We start from the raw sequence: 20,981 nt of genomic DNA, 5'->3' as shown, positions 1-20,981 counted from the left end.
CCAGGCTGGTATCCAATTCAGGGGGCTGTACCTGGAATGAAGACGGTATGCACATGTGCAGACCAGCAGTACCCGGAGAATGCATACCCTTATTTGAGATTGAAGCAAGCAATACCTGACAGAACTGGTGTTTGCCGGGGGGATTGCTCAATGAACGGGAACAGAGAGAATGATGCGGTATCGCCTGTTGTCGGTACAATAGTGCTTGTTGCAGTTGCCATACTCGTTGCAGTCATTGTCTCTCACGTTGCGTTCTCGACCACCGGAGTGCTTGAATCGCCAAAAATTGCCGCGGTGACTGTTGAGTTCACGGATGATTCCTACCTGTATTTCCGGGGCGGGGGGGATCTCCGGAGCCTTTCGTCGGTTACACTGACGGGCGACGGGAGAGCCGGGGCTTATGTCTTTGCGGATGCAGATGATCCCGATCTCAAAGCCAGGTATCCTGAGAGGGAGACTGTAACTGTGACAGATCCGGACAATGTTATCCAGGAGATCGTCGATGCAGTCCGGGATGAATATGACAAAGGCAATCCCGTGGTGGTTGTGGATCTCCAGGAAAATGGTGAAAGCCTCTATGCAATTGCCTTTCCCCAGGATGGGGTGCTGCCGGGGCCGTTTGCTCCCGGCTATACAATCCCGATCTTTCCCGGGATCGATATGCTTGAAGACCCACGCCGCCAGAACCGGATCGTCGTCACCGGCACCTGGCCGGACGGAGTCAGTGTCGTTCTCTTCTCAAAGATGTATGTTGATCCCGAATCATAATCTCCGGTTTATGGAGCATGGAGATGAAGCAATCCAAATAGTGGATGCCCCCCTCTTTCCTGCTGAAATTGTGTGTCACAGGCTCTTCAGATGCTTCAGAATCTCCTGGATGTCCGGGACGCTGTGGATTGGATAGACCTTGCTGAAGGAGACGGTCTGGTCCTGCTCCACAATAACGTTTGCACGTTCGCAGAACCCGTTTGATTCGCGGAAGAGGCCATAGAGCCGGGCGGCAAAACCCTGCGGGAAAAAGTCGCAGAGGAGCGGGGTATGTGTGATGCCGAGGCTCTGTGCCCATGCCCGTTTGCACGGTACTGAATCGACACTGATACCGACTGCGACCGTATTCAGGTCCTCAAATGCTCTCCTGTTCTCTTCAAGTGAGAGCATCTGGGCAGCACACTTGTCTGTCCAGGCAAGCGGATGGAACGAGAGGAGCACCCGTTTCTGATGATGCTCAAGGAGACTCCATGTCGCGTCATGCTGATCTTTGAGCTGGAACGAACGGGCAGAAACGCCTGGACGAACCATTGGTGGCTGTGCGGCAAAGTCCATATGATTCTTCTCCTGCTCTTCCGGGTAATAAGCATAGCGCCAGGATGCCTGGTAGTTCCGGATACGCAGACGGTACAAGAGAGAAGGAGAAGAGATGATTGTTTGGGAAAAAAGAGAGATTTTTGTTTATCAGATGCGGTTTTGGGGCTACATCATCGGCATGCCGCCCATCTGTCCCATCTGTGCCAGCTGCGCCATCTCATCGTCGCCCGGCATCTGGTTTTTGGATGCGGCAATAATCTCGTCTACCCTGAGAATCATACCAGCCGCCTCGGCTGCTGAGGAGATCGCCTGGCTCTTGACACGAAGCGGCTCACACACGCCTGCCTCCTGCATATTCATGGGTGTTCCAGTCTCCAGATCAAGGCCGTGCATGCTGCCTCCCTGTTGATGGGCTGTCCGGAGATCCATGACCATATCAATTGGATCCAGACCTGCATTCTCAGCCAGTGTCCGGGGAATGGTGAGCAGCGCATCTGCAAATGCCTCAATGGCAAGCTGACTCCGTCCGCCGACTGTGAGCCCAAACTCACGGAGCTGGTGGGAGAGTTCAATTTCAGCCGCACCTCCGCCAGGAACGGCCGTCTTCTCAAGAAGAGCCGAACAGACGACACGCACGCCGTCATCAACAGCCCGGATCAGTTCATCAACGACATGATCTGATCCTCCGCTGACAAGAATTGAGACCGCACCGGGGTTTTTGCATTTTGAGACGATAACCATCGACTGACCGGCGATCTTCTGCTCCTGAACCAACCCGGCAAACCCGAGATCGTCTGCTGAGAGCGCTTCCGGGGATGAGACGATCGTTGCACCGGTTGCTTCCCTGAGACGCTCAATATCAGATTTTTTTACCCGGCGAAGGGCAAAGATGCCTGCTTTTGCGAGTTGCTTCTCTGAAAATTCATCAATTCCTTTCTGACAGAAGACCACGTCTGCTCCGGTTGCGATGATACGATCGACCTGTATTCTCTCCATCTCCTCTTCTTTCCTGAGGAATTCCTGCATCTGGCTGGGATCTGTGATCTCTATCCCGGCATCAGTCTCGGTCTGCCTCAACTCAAGAGCAGCATTCAGCAGGAGGATCTTTGCATCAGATACGGATTCGGGCATCGAGGGGTTCAGGCGCTCCTTATCAAGGAGATATCCATCAATAAGCGTGGAGTCTTCTGCAGATCCTCCGATCCGCTTCTCAATTTTGATATCCGCTGGATCACAGGTTCCATTTTGCTTCTCCTGTGTTCTGACCGCCTCGACAATGATTTCGGAGAGTTCATCCCTCACCGTTTCAGCACCCTTGCCGGTCATTGCCGTCTTTGCAATCGCCGTCAGAAGATGGGTGTCATCCGGGCGAACCTCAAACGAGATCCCCGGAAGGAGCTCTTCTGCCTTCTCCTGGGCCATCCGGTAGCCTTCAGCAATAACTGTCGGATGGACATCTTTCTCGATTAAGTCCTCGGCCATTTTGAGCAGTTCACCGCCCATGACAACAGCAGTCGTTGTGCCGTCACCCGCCTCGCTGTCCTGGACTTTTGCGATCTCAACCATCATCCTGGCTGCCGGGTGTTCGATCTCCATCTCCTGGAGGATCGTGATGCCGTCATTTGTTATGACGACGTCTCCTATTGAGTCGACCAGCATCTTATCCATCCCATGCGGACCAAGCGTTGTCCTGATGGCGGCTGCAACTGCTTTTGCTGCACTGATATTCCGGCCCAAAGCATCGTTTCCTTTGGTTTGTTCTGTTCCTTCACGATAGATACTGCCATCTGCCTGGAAACCAGGCTGCCCTTGTCCATACTGCATGATACTCACCAGTTCTGGTTTTGCGTGGTTTACGAGTCTACATAAATTTTATTGATAGAACCACAACAACCAGGGAAAAACCTTCACACCTGGCAAAACACGATAAAGCCCCGGATCACCTGGCTATTGCGGTTTTGTAAGCGCCCCTTGGATATGCATGCCTTTCATATCGTACCCTGGTTCTCTGATGGCGCATACCGGGTTCGGTTTTTGTTGATCAGCAGATGTTGCTTTTTCCACAAGCTAGATACTCCATGAGAGCAGAATTACTTTGTACCGACAATGACTGGCTCACCCCCCTCTCCCCTCATCTATATCGACGATGAGCAGGCCCTCCTCGATCTTGGAAAGATCTTTCTTGAGCGATCCGGGCATTTCTCGGTAGATACCGAGGTTGATCCGGAAAAAGGGCTGAAACGCATTCTCTCCGGGGAATACGATGCAGTCATATCAGACTTTCAGATGCCGGTGCTGGATGGCATCTCCCTTTTAAAAGAGATCCGGAGCAGGGGATCGAAGATCCCCTTCATCATCTTCACCGGGAAGGGCCGGGAGGATGTGGTGATCGAGGCCTTAAACAGTGGTGCGGATTTCTACCTGCAGAAAGGGGGAGATCCGGGATCCCAGTTTGCCGAACTCGCCAAGAAGGTGGAGCATGCCATTGCACGGCGGCGTGCAGAAGAGGAACTCCTGAGAAAGAACGAGGAGCTTGCAGCAGCAGAAGAAGAGCTGAGAGTACAGCTTGACGATCTGATCGCCACACAGAACGATCTCCGCCAGTCCCGTGATCTCTTCCGTACCTTCATCGATCATTCGTATGACGCTATCTTTATCCACGATCAAACCGGGCGTGTCCTTGACGTGAACGAGACGATGCTGACAATGTACCGGATCACCCGGGAGGAGGCGCTTCGGTTTACCATCGAAGATTACTCAGGCTCCTCTTATGATACCGATGAAATTCAGGTTTTATGGAACTCGGTGCTTGCGGGGGAAGATCAGCTCTTTCCCTGGGTTGCCAGGCGGCCTCTTGACGATACGCTCTTTGATGTCGAGGTTTTCCTGACCAGGGCCGAGATGAATGGAGAGTTCTATATCCTGGCTTTTATCAGGGATATGGGTGATCGGAAGACGGCGGAGAGGGAAGCAGCAGATACCCGGGAATGGCTTACCCGGATCATCGATACCCTGCCGGATCCGACGTTTGTCGTCGATGCAGGCGGGGTGGTGACTGCATGGAACCAGGCGATCGAGGAGATGACCGGTGTGTCTGCAGACGAGATGATCGGGAAAGGCGATTATGCCTATGCGATCCCCTTCTATGGGAAGAGGAGACCGGTTCTGATCGATATTGCCCGTGGAGAGGACGGGGATACAAGCACCTACTCGATCATCCGCCAGGAGAAGGGTGTCATTGAGGCTGAGACCGAGACGGCACTTCCACGCGGAGGAAGAACGGTCCTCTGGGCACGGGCAGTGCCTCTCCTTGATGGACACGGGAAATGTGCCGGTGCGATAGAGACGATCCGGGATATCACCGTTATTCATGAAGAACGGGCAAAACTCCGTGAAAACAGGGAGAAGTACCAGAACCTGGTCGAGAACCTGACCGAGATCGTCTACACACTGGATACTGAGGGACGGATCACCTATGTCTCACCGAATGTCAAAAACCGTACCGGCCTGAGAGGCACTGAGCTGATTGGGAGATCCATCTTTGATTTTGTTGCTTTGGATGACCGGGAGAGGCAGCATGAACAATTCCAGAGGGTGCTTGCCGGCGAGGAGATCGTGGCTGAATTCCCTGCTACCGGAATGGATGCCGGGACACGGTGGATGAGGACAACTGCACGGCCGGAAATTGAGGATGGGGCGGTAACCCGTGTTCATGGCATCCTTATTGATATCACAGATCTGAAACAGGTTGAAGAAGCTCTCCGCGAGAGCGAAGAGATGTACCGAAGCCTGATCGAGAATCTCTCCGAGATCGTCTACACACTGGATACTGATGGGCGGATCACCTATATCTCACCGAATGTCGAGGCGCTTGGAGGATATCCGCCTGAAGCGCTCCTTGGCAGACAATTTACTGATTTTGTCCACCCTGATGACGTCAGCGAGAGAATGCCTCAGTTTGGGAAGGTGCTCTCCGGTTCCGGGGAGACGACTGAGTACCGGCTCATCGGCGTGGACGGGCGGGTTGCCTGGATGAGGACAGCGGCGCAGCCACTGATCAGGGATGGGGAGGTGGTCGGGGTGGCCGGTCTCCTGGCAGATATTACAGATCGCAGGAATGCGGAGGACGAGATCCGGCTTCACCTTGGCCGGACCGAGGTGCTTCTCGGCCTCTACCAGAAGAGCGATGCAACCATCAGGGAGCTTACGGCGTATGCTCTTGATGGTGCACGGAGAATGACTGAATCGGAGTATTCATTTGTGGCGTTGCTGAGCCCTGATGCATCCCTGCTCTCTATCCATGCATGGTCAGAGGAGGTGCTTGCTGACTGCCGGATTGCAGCATCGCCTGTAGAATTTTCTGTTCATGAATCCGGACTTCTGGGTGAGGCGGTCAGGACAGGAAAGCCTGTCCTCGTCAATGACTATAGCAGTGGCCACCCCGCAAGCCACGGGTATCCCAAAGGGCATGTCCCGATTTCACGGTTTCTCTCAGTTCCGATCTCTGATGGAGCGCGTATACGGGCGCTGCTTGCGGTTGCAAATAAAGAGGGGGCATATACTGATGATGATCTCAATGCACTGATGACGCTTGGGAATATGCTCTCCGGGATTATTGAGCGGAAAAAGACTGAACATGCACTGCAGGAGAGCGAGGAGCGGTTCCGGCGGCTTTCAGAGAATGCCGGGGATATCATCTACAGAATTGATCTCCTGCCAGCACCCTGCTTTACGTATGTCAACCCCATGATCCAGGTGATCACCGGGTATGGTCCTGAGGAGTTTTATGCCGACCCCGGACTTCTCCAGGCAATCATCCACCCTGAGGACAATTTCTCACGCAATGAGCTTTTGAACAGACTCGGTGAGCTTATTGTCACCCGTCTTGTCAGGCGGGACGGCGAGGTGATCTGGGTTGAGCAGAAGAATGTGCCGGTATATGATGCAGACGGAAATCTCGTTGCGATTGAAGGGATTGCCCGCGATATTACCGCTGCAAAAAAGAATGAGGAGAAACTGGCGTGGAATGCAGCCGCCATTGCAGATGCCAACCGGAAGCTGAACCTGATGACCGGGATCACCCGGCACGATATCGCAAACCAGCTCACGGTCTTAAACGGGTACCTGACGCTTGCCGGGGATACTTTGAAGGATACTGAAACACTGTCCCTCTACCTGGCAAAGATGGAAGAGGCAACAGAGCGTATCCGCCGTCAGATCGAGTTTACCCGCGAGTACCAGGATCTCGGGGTGGCTGCACCGGACTGGCAGCGTCTCTCCGGGGTGATTGGCGAGCATGGAACTGCCAGAATCCCGGTGGTTGATGAGACTGATGCCATCTCAATCTTTGCAGATCCCCTGCTGCCAAAGGTCTTTGCAAACCTGATGGAGAATACCGAACGGTACGCAGCGGGGGCAACACGCGTCCGGGTCTGGTGCAGGAGGGATAATGGTGACCTGCTGGTTCTCTGGGAAGATGATGGCCCTGGTATTCCGGCTGAAGAGAAGGAGCAGATCTTTCTGCGTGGGTATGGGAAGAACACCGGGCTTGGGCTCTTCTTTATCCGCGAGATCCTTGGGATCACAGGCATCACCATCACCGAAGACGGTGTGCCGGGCGATGGTGCACGGTTTGTGATCCGGGTCCCGGAGGGCGGGTGGCGCCGGGGGTAGAGTTCCCCACACCTGTGGGGATGAACCGTAAAATCTCTTCACCCGGCTACTCTGCTTCACCCGGCACTGTCGGAGGGCGGTATACGCCTTTGATCAGGACAAGCGGGGTTCCCGCATCGGCGGAGCCCGTGATGAGATCCGAGAGGCTGGCCAGGATATCCTCCATACGCCGGGGAGTGGTTCCCTCAGATTCAATGCAGTTGATCCCGCGTTTCTTTGCACTCTCCTGATCGATCAGTTCGATGATCTCAAGGCTGGTCTTTCCCTCTTCATGGTACTTGTCGATCAGGTACTTCATCTTGACACCTTCACGCAGCACCTCCTTGATACCGGGTGTTGCGCCAAAGGCTGCTTTTGGATCGGCAAGTTCATAGATGCCGCTTGTCGGATCCTTGTAGGCGCCGTCGCCAAAGACCAGGATCTCGATCTCTTTGCCTGTCAGTTTCTGGATCTGTTCCTGGAGTAGGCAGACAAATGGTTCAGCCTCAAATGGTGCAAGCTTGAGGCGGCAGCTGGAGGACATGTTGCTCCCAAGCAGCCCCCATTCTGAAGTGGGCGGGCAGGTGCCGCTGCTGCAGATCTCCTGGAGGGTGCAGCAGTTGCTCACGATACCTTCGAGTGTCTTCCTCGTCTTCTCGCGGGGATGGATATTGGCAACGATCACGCCGTCAGGATTGAACCCGGCTATCTGCCGTGGATCATTGCAAAGGATGATTTTTGGCTCTGCCCCTTCGCGTTCGATGATCTCCTTGTATAATGTCAGGTAATTGACGCCGGTGAGCGGGTGCGTATAGTCGCCTCCGATCTCATCAAGCGTGAAGAGGCTCCCGTGCCGCTTTTCGAGCTCTTCTGCTATCTCCGGGGGGAGAACCTGGTTGCCGACCTCGTCGTCAGGGTAGGAGAACTGCACGATCACGGTACCGTTTGGCACTGCCTTTGCAATCGATTCAAGGATAAGGGAGAACCGGTTCCTGCTGGCGATCGGGAAGAGGACGCCGACTGTACTGTCCGGCCGAAGACCAAGTGTTTTTCTGATCTCAAGCGCTGTCTCTTCTGTTGTGATAAGATTGTTCTGTGCCCGTGCAAGGATTGATTCAGTGATGGAGAGGACATCACCATTGTCAAGCAGCCCATCCGCATCAAGCCTCGCAGCCTCATCGATGAGCATCCTGTGAAGGTCAGTTCCAGGAACGATAACTCCCATCTTTATTCCAAATGCACACGGTCCGATATAGTCTGGTAATTGTATCACAAGAACGCACCTTCTCCTGTCAGATCCCCCGTATCCGGGTGATCCGTTTCATAACCGTCTCTTCGAAAAGGCTAATAGCAGTTTCGAAATATTGATGGTTGTTGCCGACCGCATACTGCTTCCATCATGGGGTGGAAGCTGCCTTCTATCGGGCTTTTTTGGCAAGTCCAGGGCATCCCTCATCCATTGGACTCGAAAAGCCCGCTACCCGACTGCCTCTCATACCTGATCCTCTCCGCGCACCGGCAGCAGTGCTGCTCTCTTTTTTGTCTTTCCGATACCCTTATTGAGGAACAGTCCCGTATCTCTTCGGTATGAACGATACCGGCATTCTGGGTGTCTCCGGAAGCCCGCGAAGAGGCGGCAATTCTGATATTCTCCTTGCGACTATCCTGAAGGGTGCAGGCGAGGCGGGAGCCGTGACTGAGGCGGTTCATCTCAGGGATTACCGGTTCTCCTCATGCACCGGGTGTGAAGCATGCAGAACAGACGGTATCTGCACGGGGCTGTATGATGGCATGACCCTGCTCTACCCAAAGATCTCCTCATCACAGGCCCTTGTTCTGGTCTCCCCAACCCATACCTACAACATCACCGCGGAGATGAAGGCATTCATCGACCGGTGCTACTGCTACTATGATTTTGAGGATACCCGGCCACGGGCGTGGTCAAGCAGGCTTGCCGGACAGGGGAGGAAGGCCATCATCGCCTCGATATGCGAACAGGAGCATAAAGAGGATATGGGGGTTGCAATGGAGGCTCTCCGGCTTCCTGTTCAGGCGATGGGATATGAGATTGTTGCAGAGATGACTGTCTTCTCACTCTTTGACCGGGGTGCGGTGCGGAACTGCCCCGATGTACTTGAAGAGGCGAAGCTTGCGGGGAGGAAGCTTGGCAAATCCCTTGCCTCTCCCTGATGCCAGATAGCCTCTCTTGAATCTCATAGAGTCAGACTCAAGACACGCTCCTTATTTTTTTCAGACGGTTGCCCGCCTGAAGACCATGATGCTCAAGGGCTTTATGAGCAGGGAGCTTGGTTGATTGGGCTCTGGCAGCAGGTATCCTGGTGATCTATCTGATTGTGGGGTGGTGTCGGCGGAAGAGGTGAGCAGGTACGGCTGGGTGCTGAAATTATTGTGTCCTGGTGGCAAGGGCGCCTGGTCTGCTTGTGACGATCCCATGGAATGCTGGTCTCTGACAGGCGGCCGCAGGGGTCACACCGCGCAATAAGTTTTATATAATTGATGATTATATTTTGCTGTTGTGAAGCGTGATGTCTATGCGGGACGATTCTGATGCTGATATCTATATGGAGGGGTATATTCGTATTTTATTGTTTATTTTGCTTGTGATAATCTGTATGTTAGCTTTATTAGTTCATTTGTATGATGTGTTGTTTTGATGACCTTGTTGTCAATTCTCTTTTTTGTATACCATTATGAAAGTGAAAAGAATAACCATTACATTGTGAATAAAACAAGTATTTTTGCTGTCTCCGGAAGCCCGCGGAGAGGCGGCCTGGCACATCCCTTTCTTTATTTTGATTCCAGATAGCCTCTCTTGAATCTCATAGAGTCAGGCTCAAGACATGCCCCTAATTTTTCAGACGGTTGCCCGCCTGAAGACCATGATGCTCACCGAGAGGACGAGCACAGCCCCGATCAAAAGCCCTCCAATTGTGGTTGCAGGGAAGATCCCCTCCTGCAATGCCCGGATTGCATCAATTGCATAACTGACCGGGTTCAGGCGTGCAAGTACTTCAAGCCACCCCGGCATCTGCTCGTACGGCATCAGTGCGCTGCTTGTGAAGAAGAGCGGCATGGCAACCATGGAGTTGAATGCCGAGTACGAATCATGATCTTCCAGGCTGAGTGCAACCGTTGTCATGAAAGATGAGAGGAGGATACCGAAGATGAAGAGGACAAGATAGGTCTGTGCCAGGAGGAGCGGGTCAAGGAACTGTGCACCAAGCAGGATGGCCATCACCAGGATGATCGTCGTCTGGATCATACCCCTGATGGTGATGAAGAGGATCTTACCAAAGAGGATACTCTCTCGTGGTGCGGGCATCGCAAGGAACTTCTGGAGAAACCCGAGGATCTTGTCAAACATCAGGAGTGCTCCCCCCTGCAGCGAGGCACCAAGCATCGTCAGGACGAGGATTCCGGGGGTGATGAAGTCGAGGTAGTTGTCGGTGAAGCGGATTGGAAGCGCAAGGCCGACGAAGATGAGCCAGGCAGCCGGCAGGATGAGTGCTGAGATGACATTGATCTTTCCACGGCTCCACCTGCGGAAGTCCCGCTCCATGTAATAGAATGTCTCTCTCATCTTCGCCTCCGAAGCATCGTCCTGAACCGCTGGAAATCAAATGCAGTCGATTCGTCCTGTTCCCCGACGAGGGCGAGGAAGACATCATCAAGGGTCGGCTGCCGGATCGATACGGATCGAACCTGCATGCCATTCTCTGCAAGCAGGCGGGAGAGGACGATACCGGCTTCCTCACCGCTTTGTGCCTCGAACTTCAGCTCGTCGCCAGACTGGCCGAGGTACGTGATATCGTCGGGAACAGTCCCGGTAAATCTGCCATCTGCCCGGATTGCAACGATGTCCCGGCAGATCTCCGCCTTCAGGTGTGCCGGTGTATCGGATGCGACCACTGTTCCGCTATCGATGATCCCGACACGGTCGCAGGCATGGTCTGCCTCATCCATGTAGTGGGTGGTGACAAAGATAGTCATCCCCTTCTCTTTCAGGGTGATGATATGGTCCCAGATCCGCCGTCTCCCGGCGACATCAAGCCCGATTGTTGGCTCGTCCAGGAAGAGCACCTCGGGATCATGGACGAGTGCCTGGGCAAGCTCAAGCCGCCTGCGCATCCCGCCGGAGTATGTCCGGGTGAGATCGTCTGCCCGCTCTCCAAGTTCCAGTAAAGAGAGAGCCTCGTCTGTGGTCTCCCGGGGCCGGGGGATGCCATAGAGCTTCGCATAGAAGAGGACATTCTCCCGCCCGGTCAGCTTCGGATCGACTGCCATATCCTGGGGGACATAGCTGATCTGCTCACGCACCCGGTTTGGATCGGTGAGGATCGAATGGCCGCAGATCCATGCATCGCCTGCTGTCGGGGTGAGGAGTGTGGTGAGCATCTTGACGGTCGTCGTCTTGCCTGACCCGTTTGGCCCGAGGAGGCCGAAGATCTCCCGGTCAATTGAGAGGTTCATCTCATTGACTGCAACAAGGGTGCCGAACCGTTTTGTTACGTCTCTGATCTCTACTGCAGGCACGTGCTACGAACTCCTTTACTTCGTAATAATATATTGACACCGGTGTGACGTAAAGGGTTCTGTTCGGAAATAAAAAAAGGTTAGAAGTTCTCTTTGGCCATCCAGTCGAGCCACTGGACTGACCTGAGTTCCCGTGCTGTTGCCTCATCCACACGATAAACCTCCTGGTAGAACTCCAGTGTCCATTCCCCGACATTGATGTCAGAAAAGCGATCCGGATATGCTGCTTTTGCGATGACCATCGCCTCAATTGGATATTCCAGGCGCTTTGCCCAGTTGAAGGGCGTCCAGGGGAGGGCATAGACGCGCTCGTTCTTGACAGCAGTCAGTTCCTGCAGGTTCTGGTAATACGGAGCAGTATACAACTCGCTTGCCGGGTGGTATCCCTGTGCCGTCGGGAGCACGATCACGTCAGGATCAAGAGCCAGGATCTGTTCGGTTGAGACAACGACGAATGCGCCTGTACCTTCGTAGACATTCTTTGCATTTGCAATCTCCTCAATGAAATAGGACTCTATTGTATCCTTGCCCCACACCATACCGGCACCGCCACCCTGCCGTGCACGGGGGGAGAGACCAAGCTGGATCATCCGAACCTTTTCATCCTCGGGAATACCTTGTGTCCGTTTCCGTATCTCACTGATCTGGGCGTCAAGATAGTCTGCAAGTGCATCAGCATCATCCTGCTTTGAGAAGACTTCACCTATGATCCGGATCTCATCTCCTATCTGATCGATTGTTGGTTCATCCTGGTATGGCGGCCCCACCAGGATGACGAGTGGGTATCCAAGGGATTCTATTGTATGAATGGTCTTCTGGAGGTTCTCCTCGTCTCCAGCCCTGAATGCCCATGCACCCATCCTGAGGAATATCACATCCGGTTCAAGCGAGGCAAGGGTTTCGTAGTTCATCCCTGTACCCGCTCCAACGAGGACGGGAAGATCGGCAAGTTCTGGTATGAGATAACTGACAGGATTCATACCGTTTGTATATTCATATGACTCTCCGCCGACTGTGTCAAATGAATAGGTATAATCCCTGGTCCATTCGCCACCGACTCCGACGACCTTCTCATGCTCGCCGAACCGGTACATGATACCTTCGACAAACCCGTCGTCTATGCAGACAACCCGCTCAATAGTCGAGGGGATCTCAACAGTCCGGCCACGCATATCGGTGATTATGCGGGTATCTGCGGATTCATGGTCTTCTCCACCTGTTCCATGATCAGTGCATCCTGAGATCAGCACTGCACCAATAAGAAGGAAGGCGGCTATAAGGAGGTAATGAAAATTCTTCATATACTGTTCATCAGCTTTGTACTATTAATATGTTATTTTTTGTTATTTCATAACTAAGATTTGATTGAATATTATTTTAAAATGCGAAAGTTTACGGCTATTTTCTCTTATTAATAATCGCTATTTTTGAAAATATTTTATTTGAAATGATATTCTCTCTACATTTTTTTAATTAGTGCTTTTCAAGATGAAAAATTTTGGATCAAATGCTATGAATTTATATTATTATCATACCAAGATGAGTATACATCCGGGGGATTTGTTTTCTTATGGCAGAATCAAAGAACTTACGACAGTTTCTCATCAGCCTCGGGTATGATCCTGTTGATGGATTCAATGAAGGGAAGAAGATCGGCATCCTGCTTGCACTTGCTGCCCTGCTCTTTCTCAGCGCCTGTATCGCAGTCACGATGGGGGCATATGATATTGCGGTTTCTGCCGTTTACAGGACAATCCTGACCCATCTTACCTTTGGTGATGTCTCCGCCCTCCCACGACTGCATAACACAATCGTCTGGGATATTCGTGTACCAAGAATCATCCTTGCAATCTCGGTCGGGGGTGCTCTTGCAATTGCGGGAGCAGTCTTCCAGGGTGTCTTCAGAAACCCGCTTGTTGAGCCCTATATCCTCGGTGTCTCGTCAGGAGCAGCTTTTGGCGCAGCGCTTGGGATAGTATTTCCCCATATCTTCTTCTCGATCCAGATCTCAGCCTTCATCTTTGGTGCGCTCGCGGTTACTTTTGCGTATCTGCTTGCCCGGGTACGGGGTGAAACCCCGATTGTCACCCTCATCCTTGCCGGTGTCATTATCGGTTCGATCTTCTCGGCCCTTGTCTCGCTCCTGCAGTACATCTCAACCGATACGGCTCTACGAGAGATCGTCTTCTGGCTGATGGGCGGGTTCTACTATGCCACCTGGGGCGATGTCCGGCTGCTGACACCGTTTGTCCTCCTCTGCTTCATCATTCTCTGGGGGCTTGGGTGGAAACTGAATATCCTCTCTATGGGTGATGAGGAGGCACGGACGCTGGGGGTGAATCCTGAGCGGTACAAGTTCATTGTTGTCGCACTCGCAACAGCCGTCACCGCATTTGCCGTCTCGCTTGTTGGCATCATCGCCTGGGTCGGCCTGATGATGCCCCATGCGGCGAGGATGATGCTTGGGCCGGATAACCGGTACGTGATACCGGCTGCACTGATGATGGGTGCAACGTACCTGATCATCTGTGATACGCTTGCGAGAACACTGACAACAGCAGAGATTCCAGTCGGCATCATCGCCTCAATCCTTGGTGCTCCGTATCTCTGTTACCTGCTCCGGCACAAGGGCCGGGTCATCTTTGGGTGATAAACCATGTTAGATGTGCACAATATCCATTTCAGTTATGATGAGGTTCCGAATGTATTGTCAGGGGTCTCATTCTCTGTACAGGAAGGAGAACTATGTGGCCTTTTTGGGCCAAACGGGTCAGGCAAGACGACACTCTTCAAATGCTGTCTCCGTTTTCTGAAGGCAGGAGAGGGGCTGGTGCGAATGTGCGGCGAGGATGCATATACCTGCTCAATCGAGGAGATGGCCCGGATGGTTGCCTACGTGCCACAGGAACACAAGCCCCCGTTCCCCTATCTTGTCCGTGAAGTTGTCCTGATGGGCAGGACCCCACATCTTGGAGGTTTCTTCGGGGTGAAGCGGCGTGACAAGGAGATCGCAATGGATGCTCTTGCAGAACTTGAGATTGACGATCTGGCTGATCGTCCCTATAACCAGCTCTCCGGCGGTCAGCGGCAGATGGTGCTGATGGCCCGTGCCCTTGCACAGGCGACACCGGTACTCTTCCTTGATGAGCCGACAAGTGCGCTTGATTTCCAGAACCAGATGCGTATCTGGAAGATTATGGGGGATATCGCAGAGGATGGGAAGACAATCCTCGCCTGCAGCCATGACCCAAACCATGTCGCCTGGTTCTGTGATCAGGTGGTTGTGATGGGAGATGGGGATATTGTGGCTGATGGACCTCCCTCCGAGGTCATATCAGAGGAGGTGCTCTCCTTGATCTACCGTGACACCTGCTGTGTCCGGTCAGTCAACGGAGTGCAGATGGTAATGCCCCGGAGCGTTGCAGATCGGTGCTGCTGTGATGGTCACCACCACGGCCATGCAGATGGCCTGTTATCGTACCATGAATCTCAGAAAATAAAAACAGAATCCTAGATAGATTGTACAAGGAGTGTAGAATGGAGTATACCGAGTTAGACTGGAACCTGATCTGGCAGAAACTGTATAATAACAACCTGGAATGCCGTGGAACAAATGACTGCGCCTCGATCTGGGCCTCAAAAGAGAAGGCAAGATCATTTATGAAGCAGTCAAGGGAGAACCCGGAGCGGATAAGGCACGTGATCGAAGGTCTCCCGATCCACTCCGGTTCCCGTGTGCTTGATATTGGCGCCGGGCCCGGAACAATGGCAATCCCGATCGCAAAAAAAGCAGCCCATGTCACCGCTGTTGAGCCTTCTCCCGGAATGACCGGGGTTCTGAAGGAGTATGCCTTGGAAGAAGGGCTCACGAATATCCGGGTTGTTGAGAAACGCTGGGAGGATATTGAACTTTCAACGGATCTGGAACAGCAGTATGATGTCGTTGTTGCCTCGTACTCGCTTGGGATGCCGGATATCAGGGAAGCAATTTCTGCAATGTGCCAGGTCTCGTCTGACTGGGTCTACCTCTTCTGGTTTGCAGATACAACAAGCTGGGAGCAGGCGATGATCGACCTCTGGCCAAAACTCCATGGAAGAGAATACCAGCGTGGACCAAAAGCGGATGTCCTCTTTAATCTCCTCTATTCGATGGGCTTTTACCCAAATGTCGAGACTGCCGATATGGATCATGTCAGGAGATTCCCAAACCCTGAGGCTGCCCTTGAAGAATACAAAGGCCAGTATGGGATACAGACCCCGGAGCAGGAGGCGATCCTGCTTGACTACCTGAGAGGGGTACTTGTTCAAAATGGTGATGAATTCATCCATTCAGGGATGACGAAGCGGGTGAAGATCTGGTGGAGGGTGAATGGATGCCGGTGAGCTATCCTGTTGATCATGATGTATCGGGTATTGGGCAACGAACAAATTCCTGGTGTTATCCATGAAAACCAAAGTATTCCTATCTGTGGCGATCATCCTGATCGCCCTTCTGCTCTCTGCAGGGTGTGTCGGATCAACTGATACCGTTGATACTGAACCATCTGCTGAAGGGAGCTACCGCACAGTTGTTGATTCCCGTGGCGTTGCGGTGCAGGTTCCGGTACATATTGAGCGTGTTGTCACGGTCTCAGACGGCATGATCGAGGGGACAATGACCTATCTTGGTGTCGAGGAGACGATTGTCGGTGTTGGGTCTTCATGTATCCAGCGTATCTTCCACTACGAGTTTCCAACGATTCATGGCGAATCATACTGGTACCGTGACGGCATGAATCCGGTGACATACCTGAACCCCTGGATCATTGACATTCCGCGTGTTGCGGAGTCGGGGGCAGCACTGAATTACGAATCACTTGTAACCCTTGACCCCGATGTTGTGATCCTTCGTGTCGGCTCATGCACGGTGCGCCATATTAGTGACGAATCAGTTACAAAAACTATACACACCATCGAGTCTCTTGGCATCCCGCTTATTGTCATCTATGGCCCGCCTGCATATACAGATCCGGATCTGACCAAGATGACTGATGAGATCCTGATCATAGGTGAGGTCTTTGGAAAGAAGGACGAGGCCTCCACACTCGCTGCGTACCTTGAAGATCAGGTCAGTTTCATCTATGAGAGGACAAAAGATATCCCAATGGAGGAGCGGCCACGTGTTCTTGTTCTCGGCTTATCCCCCAGAGCACGGGATGCCGGGGGTGCAGGACAGGTCTTTGGCCTTGATACCATCGAGTCGTACTTCATCGAAGAGATTGCCCATGCGAAAAATGCATACCGGCAGGATGGATATTTCAAGACGGTCTCGGCTGAGCATATTCTGAGTATTGATCCGGATGTCATTGTTCTCTGCACGGCAAGTGGGTATCACCCGCCTTCGGAGTTGTATACTGCTCCGTATTATCAGAACCTGCAGGAGCTGACTGCAGTGAAGAACCAGCGTGTCGTCGCCTGGCCCTGGACTCCTTGCAACTGTGCAAAACGGATCGAGTATCCGATTGATGTGATGATTATCGCAAAAGCGGCATATCCTGATCTGTTTGCAGATATCGAACTCTCAGAATGGCTGCTTGACTTCTACAAGAATGTTTATGATGTGGATCATCAAACAGCAATCGGGCTTCGTTCGGCCCAGTGGATGGACTGGGCAGTTGATGATTGCCCAAGCTGCGGGTGAGAAAAAAGAAAACAGCATTGGAACCGGACGAGAGGGGTTGGGTGAAGGGAGATAGGTATCATTCCTTCCCCATCATATTCTGGCAACCTCTCCTCTGCCATCGTTGAAGGGGGATTTTTTCATTGCTATGAGGCTGGTCTTCTCGATTCTGTGTACTATCTTCATTCTTCTCTTCACTGGAACAGCTGTTGCATCTGCCTTTGTCTATCATGGAGAAGAGCCTGACCTTAATCCGGAAATTGGCGAAGAGAGGGTAGATGCATACTATTTTTATAGCCTGACCTGTGCAAACTGCAATCGTGTGAGGCCGCTTGTCGAAGAGCTTGCACGGGTCTACCCCCATATTGAAACTGAATACCTTGAGATCACCCATAGCAGGGAGAACCGGGAGCATTTCTTTTCAATTGCTGATAACTACCATATAGAGACGCCGCTTGTCCCTCTCTTTCTGATCGGAGATGCGGTGATGGTTGGTGAAGAGCAGATAAGCTCCCGTATCCCGATACTTCTCAAAGCAGCTGAGACCGAAGCGTTGCAGGATGGAGATATGGATAGAGTGGAGTTGCTGCTTTGGGCTCTCAGAACCTTTGATGATGCTGAGGGTAGTGACAGGGATGGCAAACTGCCAACTCCTGCCCCGGAGAAGATACCGCCGGGACCTGATCCTTCCCCCGGCAGGCAGGTGACACTGGCAGCAGTTCTCATCGGCGCAGCAGTCGACAGCATCAACCCCTGTGCGTTTGCAGTCCTCTTCGTCCTTCTTGCGTACCTCTCGACACTAGATGACAGGAGACGGATGCTCCAGGTTGGCCTGGTCTATATCGGGACGGTGTTTGTCGTTTACCTTCTGGCAGGACTTGCCCTGCTTGGTTTTGTACACTCCCTTGAGATAACCAGTCCTTTCTTCTCGCTTGCAGCAGTCATCGTGATACTTGCAGGTCTATTCCAGATTGGTGATGTGGTCAGGAAGAAGCATGCCTTCTCCTTCTCTATCCCGGATCGGTTCAGTGAGCGTATCGGGAACTATATCCGGCGGGCAACGATCCCGTCTGCCCTTCTCCTTGGTGCGTTTGTCAGTATCGTTGAACTGCCCTGCACCGGCGGGATATACCTTGCCATACTCGCTCTTCTTGCTGATCGGATGACCTTTATGGAAGGCCTGCCCTATCTCATCCTGTATAACCTCATCTTTGTACTGCCGCTTCTGCTTGTCCTTCTCATTGTATACCGGGGTCTGGCACCAGGACACCTGGATGAGTGGCGAGGAAGATATAATCGCTTGATCAGGTTCTGTATGGGTGTATTTCTGGTGGCAATCGGCCTGATGATGCTTACTGGCATTGTGTAGAGCCTGTCGGGGACGTCGCCGCCATCAGAGCGGCACGCCGAGGAAGTGCAGCAGGATGATGATGACTACTCCAAGAATCCCGCCGATTGCACTGATCAGGATCGTTACCAGGTTGATTGGGATACCCGGATCCCCAAATAAACCGGTGGCATTCAGGATGAAGAGAATGACTATACCGATGATCGCATTGTAGAGCAGGTACACTCCTTTCTTCAGGAGATAGTAGATGGCAACTGCAATCGCAAGAGCGATGAGGATGCCAAAGACCGATCCGAACATACTGAATTCTCGTCTGTTTCTCTATATAATACGTATGCCCGGCAAACGGGATTCGGTGTCTTCCTCCAACCCGTCTTCTGATCCACCATCCTGTATCTCCCATTGCACCAAGAGGAATATTTATCACTTTGCTGTTCCCTGTTCCACATTGGAACTGGTGAAATGTCGATGTCACACTGGAAATGCTCTGTCTGCGGCTATGTCTATGATGAAGAGGCTGGTGAGCCTTCGACCAGGACAGAGCCGAAAACTCGTTTTGATGAACTCCCCGAAGACTGGCGGTGTCCGGTCTGTGCGGCAGGTAAAACAGCATTCTCTCAGATCTCTGCAGATGCACCATCCGGACCTGCCCTCTCAATGATCTGGAGATGCACCGTCTGTAACTACCGCTACTCGGAAGATACCGGGGAGCCTGCCACGAATACGCCTCCGGGGACGAGATTTGCAGAACTTGCAGAAGACTGGCGGTGTCCCGTCTGCGGTGCTGCCCGCACCGTCTTTGTGATGGTCAGGAAGGATGCAATCACGCATGAGCAGTCCGAAAAGACCGTGTCTGATGTGATCATCGGGGAGATGGTATCTGCCGGAATCGATCTCGTCTTCGGCCTCCCCGGCACCTCGTCACTTGGGCTTGTGGATGCGATCCGGAAGAACGGGAAGGTCCGCTATATTGTTGTCCGGCACGAGGAGGCAGCAGCAATGGCAGCATCTGCCTACAACAAGCTCACCGGCAGAATCGCTGCCTGCCTCACCATTGCAGGGCCCGGTGCTACAAACCTTGCAACCGGTCTCTATGATGCAAAAGAGGACGGGGCATCTGTCCTCTCCCTAAACGGGCAGGTCGAGATGCAGTATACCGGCGAGTACGGGATGCAGGAGATCGATCAGGACGCCTTCTTCAGGCCGGTAACCGTGTATAACAACACCATATCTGACCGGAAGATGACACTCCTCCTCCTCTCACGGGCGATTCGGTATGCAACACTCCGCCATGGTGTTGCCCAGCTCTCAATTCCAAATGATATCCAGAAACAACCCCTTGATCCCTCTATCTCAAGGCGTGAGGCGATCATCCCCGAACCAGCCGTCATACCGGATGCGACAACACTCAAAGAGGCAGCTGACGCGATTGAGGCAGCAGAGAATCCGGTTGTCCTTGCAGGGTTTGGGGCATATGACGATGGAGCTGCTGTACTCCGGTTTGCAGAGGCAATCGATGCCCCGATCCTGACGACGTACCGGGCAAAGGGCATCCTCCCTGAAGATCACCCACGGGTGATCAGCGTGCTTGGATCTGTCGGCTCGCCACAGGCCCGCCTGCTGGCAGAACGATCTGATCTGATCATCTGCTTTGGTGTCGGGTTCTCGAAATTCACCAATGTCCCGCAAGACAGCCGGATCATCCAGGTAGATACAAACCCCCTCCGTCTCGGTATCGGGAGACAGACGATCCCGCTCTTTGGCACCTGTTCGGAGACGATTCCCCTCCTGGCAGAGATGGTTTCAAAGAAGACCCGCCCCGGCCTTGCAGACGAGCTTGCCGGTATGAAGAAGGCCTGGTCTGAGCAACTGGAGAACGAGGCCGACTCGACAGCAGTCCCAATCCGTCCTCCCTATCTCATGAAGGTCCTCTCGGAGACGCTTCCAGCAGATGCAGTCATCTGCCTGGATGTCGGCGAGAACCAGTGGTGGTTTGGGCGGAACTTCAGGATGAACCAGCAGCGGTTTACGATGTCGGGGTATCTTGGGACGATGGGCTTTGGGTTTCCGGCGGCACTTGCGGCAAAACTTGCCTACCCGGAGAAACAGGTCGTCTGCATCACCGGCGACGGCGGCTTCTCGCAGGCGATGGCAGATTTTGTCACCGCGGTGAAGTACGATCTCCCGATGGTTGTCATCATCATGAACAACCGGCAGCTTGGGATGATACAGGTCGAGCAGCTGATGGAGAACTACCCAAATTTCGGAACAGACCTCCATAACCCCGACTTTGCTGCCTATGCCGGGGCCTGCGGCGGTGCCGGGATCAGGGTGGAGCAGCCGGATGAACTGGCAGGAGCGGTTCAAAAGGCGCTATCAATGAATGTTCCGGTGATCGTGGATGTGATCTCTGATGCGAGGAGGATTGTGTGATCCAACCCCTTCTTTTTATTCAAGATATCG

16 protein-coding genes are annotated in these 20,981 nt (G+C 53.0%); 9 read left to right on the top strand and 7 right to left on the bottom strand.

Annotated features, from left to right (window positions below; all coding sequences use genetic code 11):
- The first annotated feature begins 150 nt into the window (after positions 1-150).
- Positions 151-768, top strand: a complete 618-nt coding sequence (locus tag ABCO64_RS03135) for a type IV pilin domain-containing protein (RefSeq protein WP_253456048.1) — start codon at positions 151-153, stop codon at positions 766-768.
- A 75-nt stretch (positions 769-843) separates the two neighbouring features.
- Here the strand turns inward: ABCO64_RS03135 and ABCO64_RS03130 are convergent, their stop codons facing one another.
- Together ABCO64_RS03130 and thsA are read right to left on the bottom strand one after the other, a co-directional pair.
- A complete protein-coding gene (locus ABCO64_RS03130; RefSeq protein ID WP_253456045.1) occupies positions 844-1,401 on the bottom strand; it encodes a redoxin domain-containing protein in 558 nt (185 codons plus the stop codon).
- A 69-nt stretch (positions 1,402-1,470) separates the two neighbouring features.
- The gene (gene thsA, locus ABCO64_RS03125) at positions 1,471-3,129 is read right to left on the bottom strand and encodes a thermosome subunit alpha (protein WP_253456042.1); all 1,659 of its coding nucleotides are present in this window, start codon (positions 3,127-3,129) and stop codon (positions 1,471-1,473) included.
- A 282-nt stretch (positions 3,130-3,411) separates the two neighbouring features.
- Here thsA and ABCO64_RS03120 point away from each other — a divergent pair, with 282 nt between their 5' ends.
- Positions 3,412-6,978 (top strand): PAS domain S-box protein, encoded by a 3,567-nt coding sequence (locus ABCO64_RS03120; RefSeq protein WP_253456039.1) that lies wholly within the window; start codon positions 3,412-3,414, stop codon positions 6,976-6,978.
- A gap of 46 nt (positions 6,979-7,024) precedes the next feature.
- Here the strand turns inward: ABCO64_RS03120 and ABCO64_RS03115 are convergent, their stop codons facing one another.
- Entirely contained in the window at positions 7,025-8,230 is a 1,206-nt protein-coding gene (locus ABCO64_RS03115) for a coenzyme F420-0:L-glutamate ligase (protein WP_253456036.1), read from the bottom strand.
- Between the two features lie 314 nt (positions 8,231-8,544).
- Between ABCO64_RS03115 and ABCO64_RS03110 the strand changes: the two genes are divergently transcribed.
- Positions 8,545-9,147, top strand: a complete 603-nt coding sequence (locus ABCO64_RS03110) for a flavodoxin family protein (RefSeq protein ID WP_253456033.1) — start codon at positions 8,545-8,547, stop codon at positions 9,145-9,147.
- Between the two features lie 685 nt (positions 9,148-9,832).
- Here the strand turns inward: ABCO64_RS03110 and ABCO64_RS03105 are convergent.
- The 3 genes from ABCO64_RS03105 to ABCO64_RS03095 all read right to left on the bottom strand — a co-directional run bounded on the left by ABCO64_RS03105 (position 9,833) and on the right by ABCO64_RS03095 (position 12,812).
- Positions 9,833-10,558 (bottom strand): ABC transporter permease, encoded by a 726-nt coding sequence (locus tag ABCO64_RS03105; RefSeq protein WP_253456030.1) that lies wholly within the window; start codon positions 10,556-10,558, stop codon positions 9,833-9,835.
- Positions 10,555-11,511 carry an ABC transporter ATP-binding protein gene (locus ABCO64_RS03100; RefSeq protein WP_253456027.1) on the bottom strand — a complete coding sequence of 319 codons (957 nt, stop codon included), beginning with the start codon at positions 11,509-11,511 and terminating at the stop codon, positions 10,555-10,557. The genes ABCO64_RS03105 and ABCO64_RS03100 overlap by 4 nt, the downstream gene beginning before the upstream one ends.
- 80 nt (positions 11,512-11,591) lie before the next feature.
- Positions 11,592-12,812 (bottom strand): ABC transporter substrate-binding protein, encoded by a 1,221-nt coding sequence (locus tag ABCO64_RS03095; protein ID WP_253456024.1) that lies wholly within the window; start codon positions 12,810-12,812, stop codon positions 11,592-11,594.
- A 269-nt stretch (positions 12,813-13,081) separates the two neighbouring features.
- Between ABCO64_RS03095 and ABCO64_RS03090 the strand changes: the two genes are divergently transcribed.
- The 5 genes from ABCO64_RS03090 to ABCO64_RS03070 all read left to right on the top strand — a co-directional run bounded on the left by ABCO64_RS03090 (position 13,082) and on the right by ABCO64_RS03070 (position 18,539).
- Positions 13,082-14,161: a FecCD family ABC transporter permease gene (locus tag ABCO64_RS03090; protein ID WP_253456021.1), complete on the top strand. Its 1,080-nt coding sequence runs from the start codon at positions 13,082-13,084 to the stop codon at positions 14,159-14,161.
- A gap of 6 nt (positions 14,162-14,167) precedes the next feature.
- Positions 14,168-15,025 carry an ABC transporter ATP-binding protein gene (locus ABCO64_RS03085; protein ID WP_253456017.1) on the top strand — a complete coding sequence of 286 codons (858 nt, stop codon included), beginning with the start codon at positions 14,168-14,170 and terminating at the stop codon, positions 15,023-15,025.
- Between the two features lie 23 nt (positions 15,026-15,048).
- The gene (locus ABCO64_RS03080; protein ID WP_253456014.1) at positions 15,049-15,894 is read left to right on the top strand and encodes a class I SAM-dependent methyltransferase; all 846 of its coding nucleotides are present in this window, start codon (positions 15,049-15,051) and stop codon (positions 15,892-15,894) included.
- A gap of 61 nt (positions 15,895-15,955) precedes the next feature.
- The gene (locus ABCO64_RS03075; protein ID WP_253456012.1) at positions 15,956-17,191 is read left to right on the top strand and encodes an ABC transporter substrate-binding protein; all 1,236 of its coding nucleotides are present in this window, start codon (positions 15,956-15,958) and stop codon (positions 17,189-17,191) included.
- Between the two features lie 127 nt (positions 17,192-17,318).
- Positions 17,319-18,539 (top strand): cytochrome c biogenesis protein, encoded by a 1,221-nt coding sequence (locus ABCO64_RS03070; protein ID WP_253456009.1) that lies wholly within the window; start codon positions 17,319-17,321, stop codon positions 18,537-18,539.
- 24 nt (positions 18,540-18,563) lie between these two features.
- On the opposite strand, the gene ABCO64_RS03065 is transcribed toward ABCO64_RS03070, so the two are convergent.
- Entirely contained in the window at positions 18,564-18,818 is a 255-nt protein-coding gene (locus ABCO64_RS03065) for a pro-sigmaK processing inhibitor BofA family protein (protein ID WP_253456006.1), read from the bottom strand.
- A 168-nt stretch (positions 18,819-18,986) separates the two neighbouring features.
- On the opposite strand from ABCO64_RS03065, the gene ABCO64_RS03060 reads away from it, so the two are divergent.
- Positions 18,987-20,951, top strand: coding sequence for a thiamine pyrophosphate-dependent enzyme (locus ABCO64_RS03060; protein ID WP_253456003.1), 1,965 nt, complete (start codon positions 18,987-18,989; stop codon positions 20,949-20,951).
- Positions 20,952-20,981: the final 30 nt, after the last annotated feature.

Source organism: Methanocalculus natronophilus, assembly GCF_038751955.1.
Classification (GTDB): Archaea; Halobacteriota; Methanomicrobia; order Methanomicrobiales; family Methanocorpusculaceae; genus Methanocalculus; species Methanocalculus natronophilus.
The sequence above is the reverse complement of the archived record's forward strand: the minus strand, read 5'-3'. Positions and strand labels throughout refer to the sequence as shown.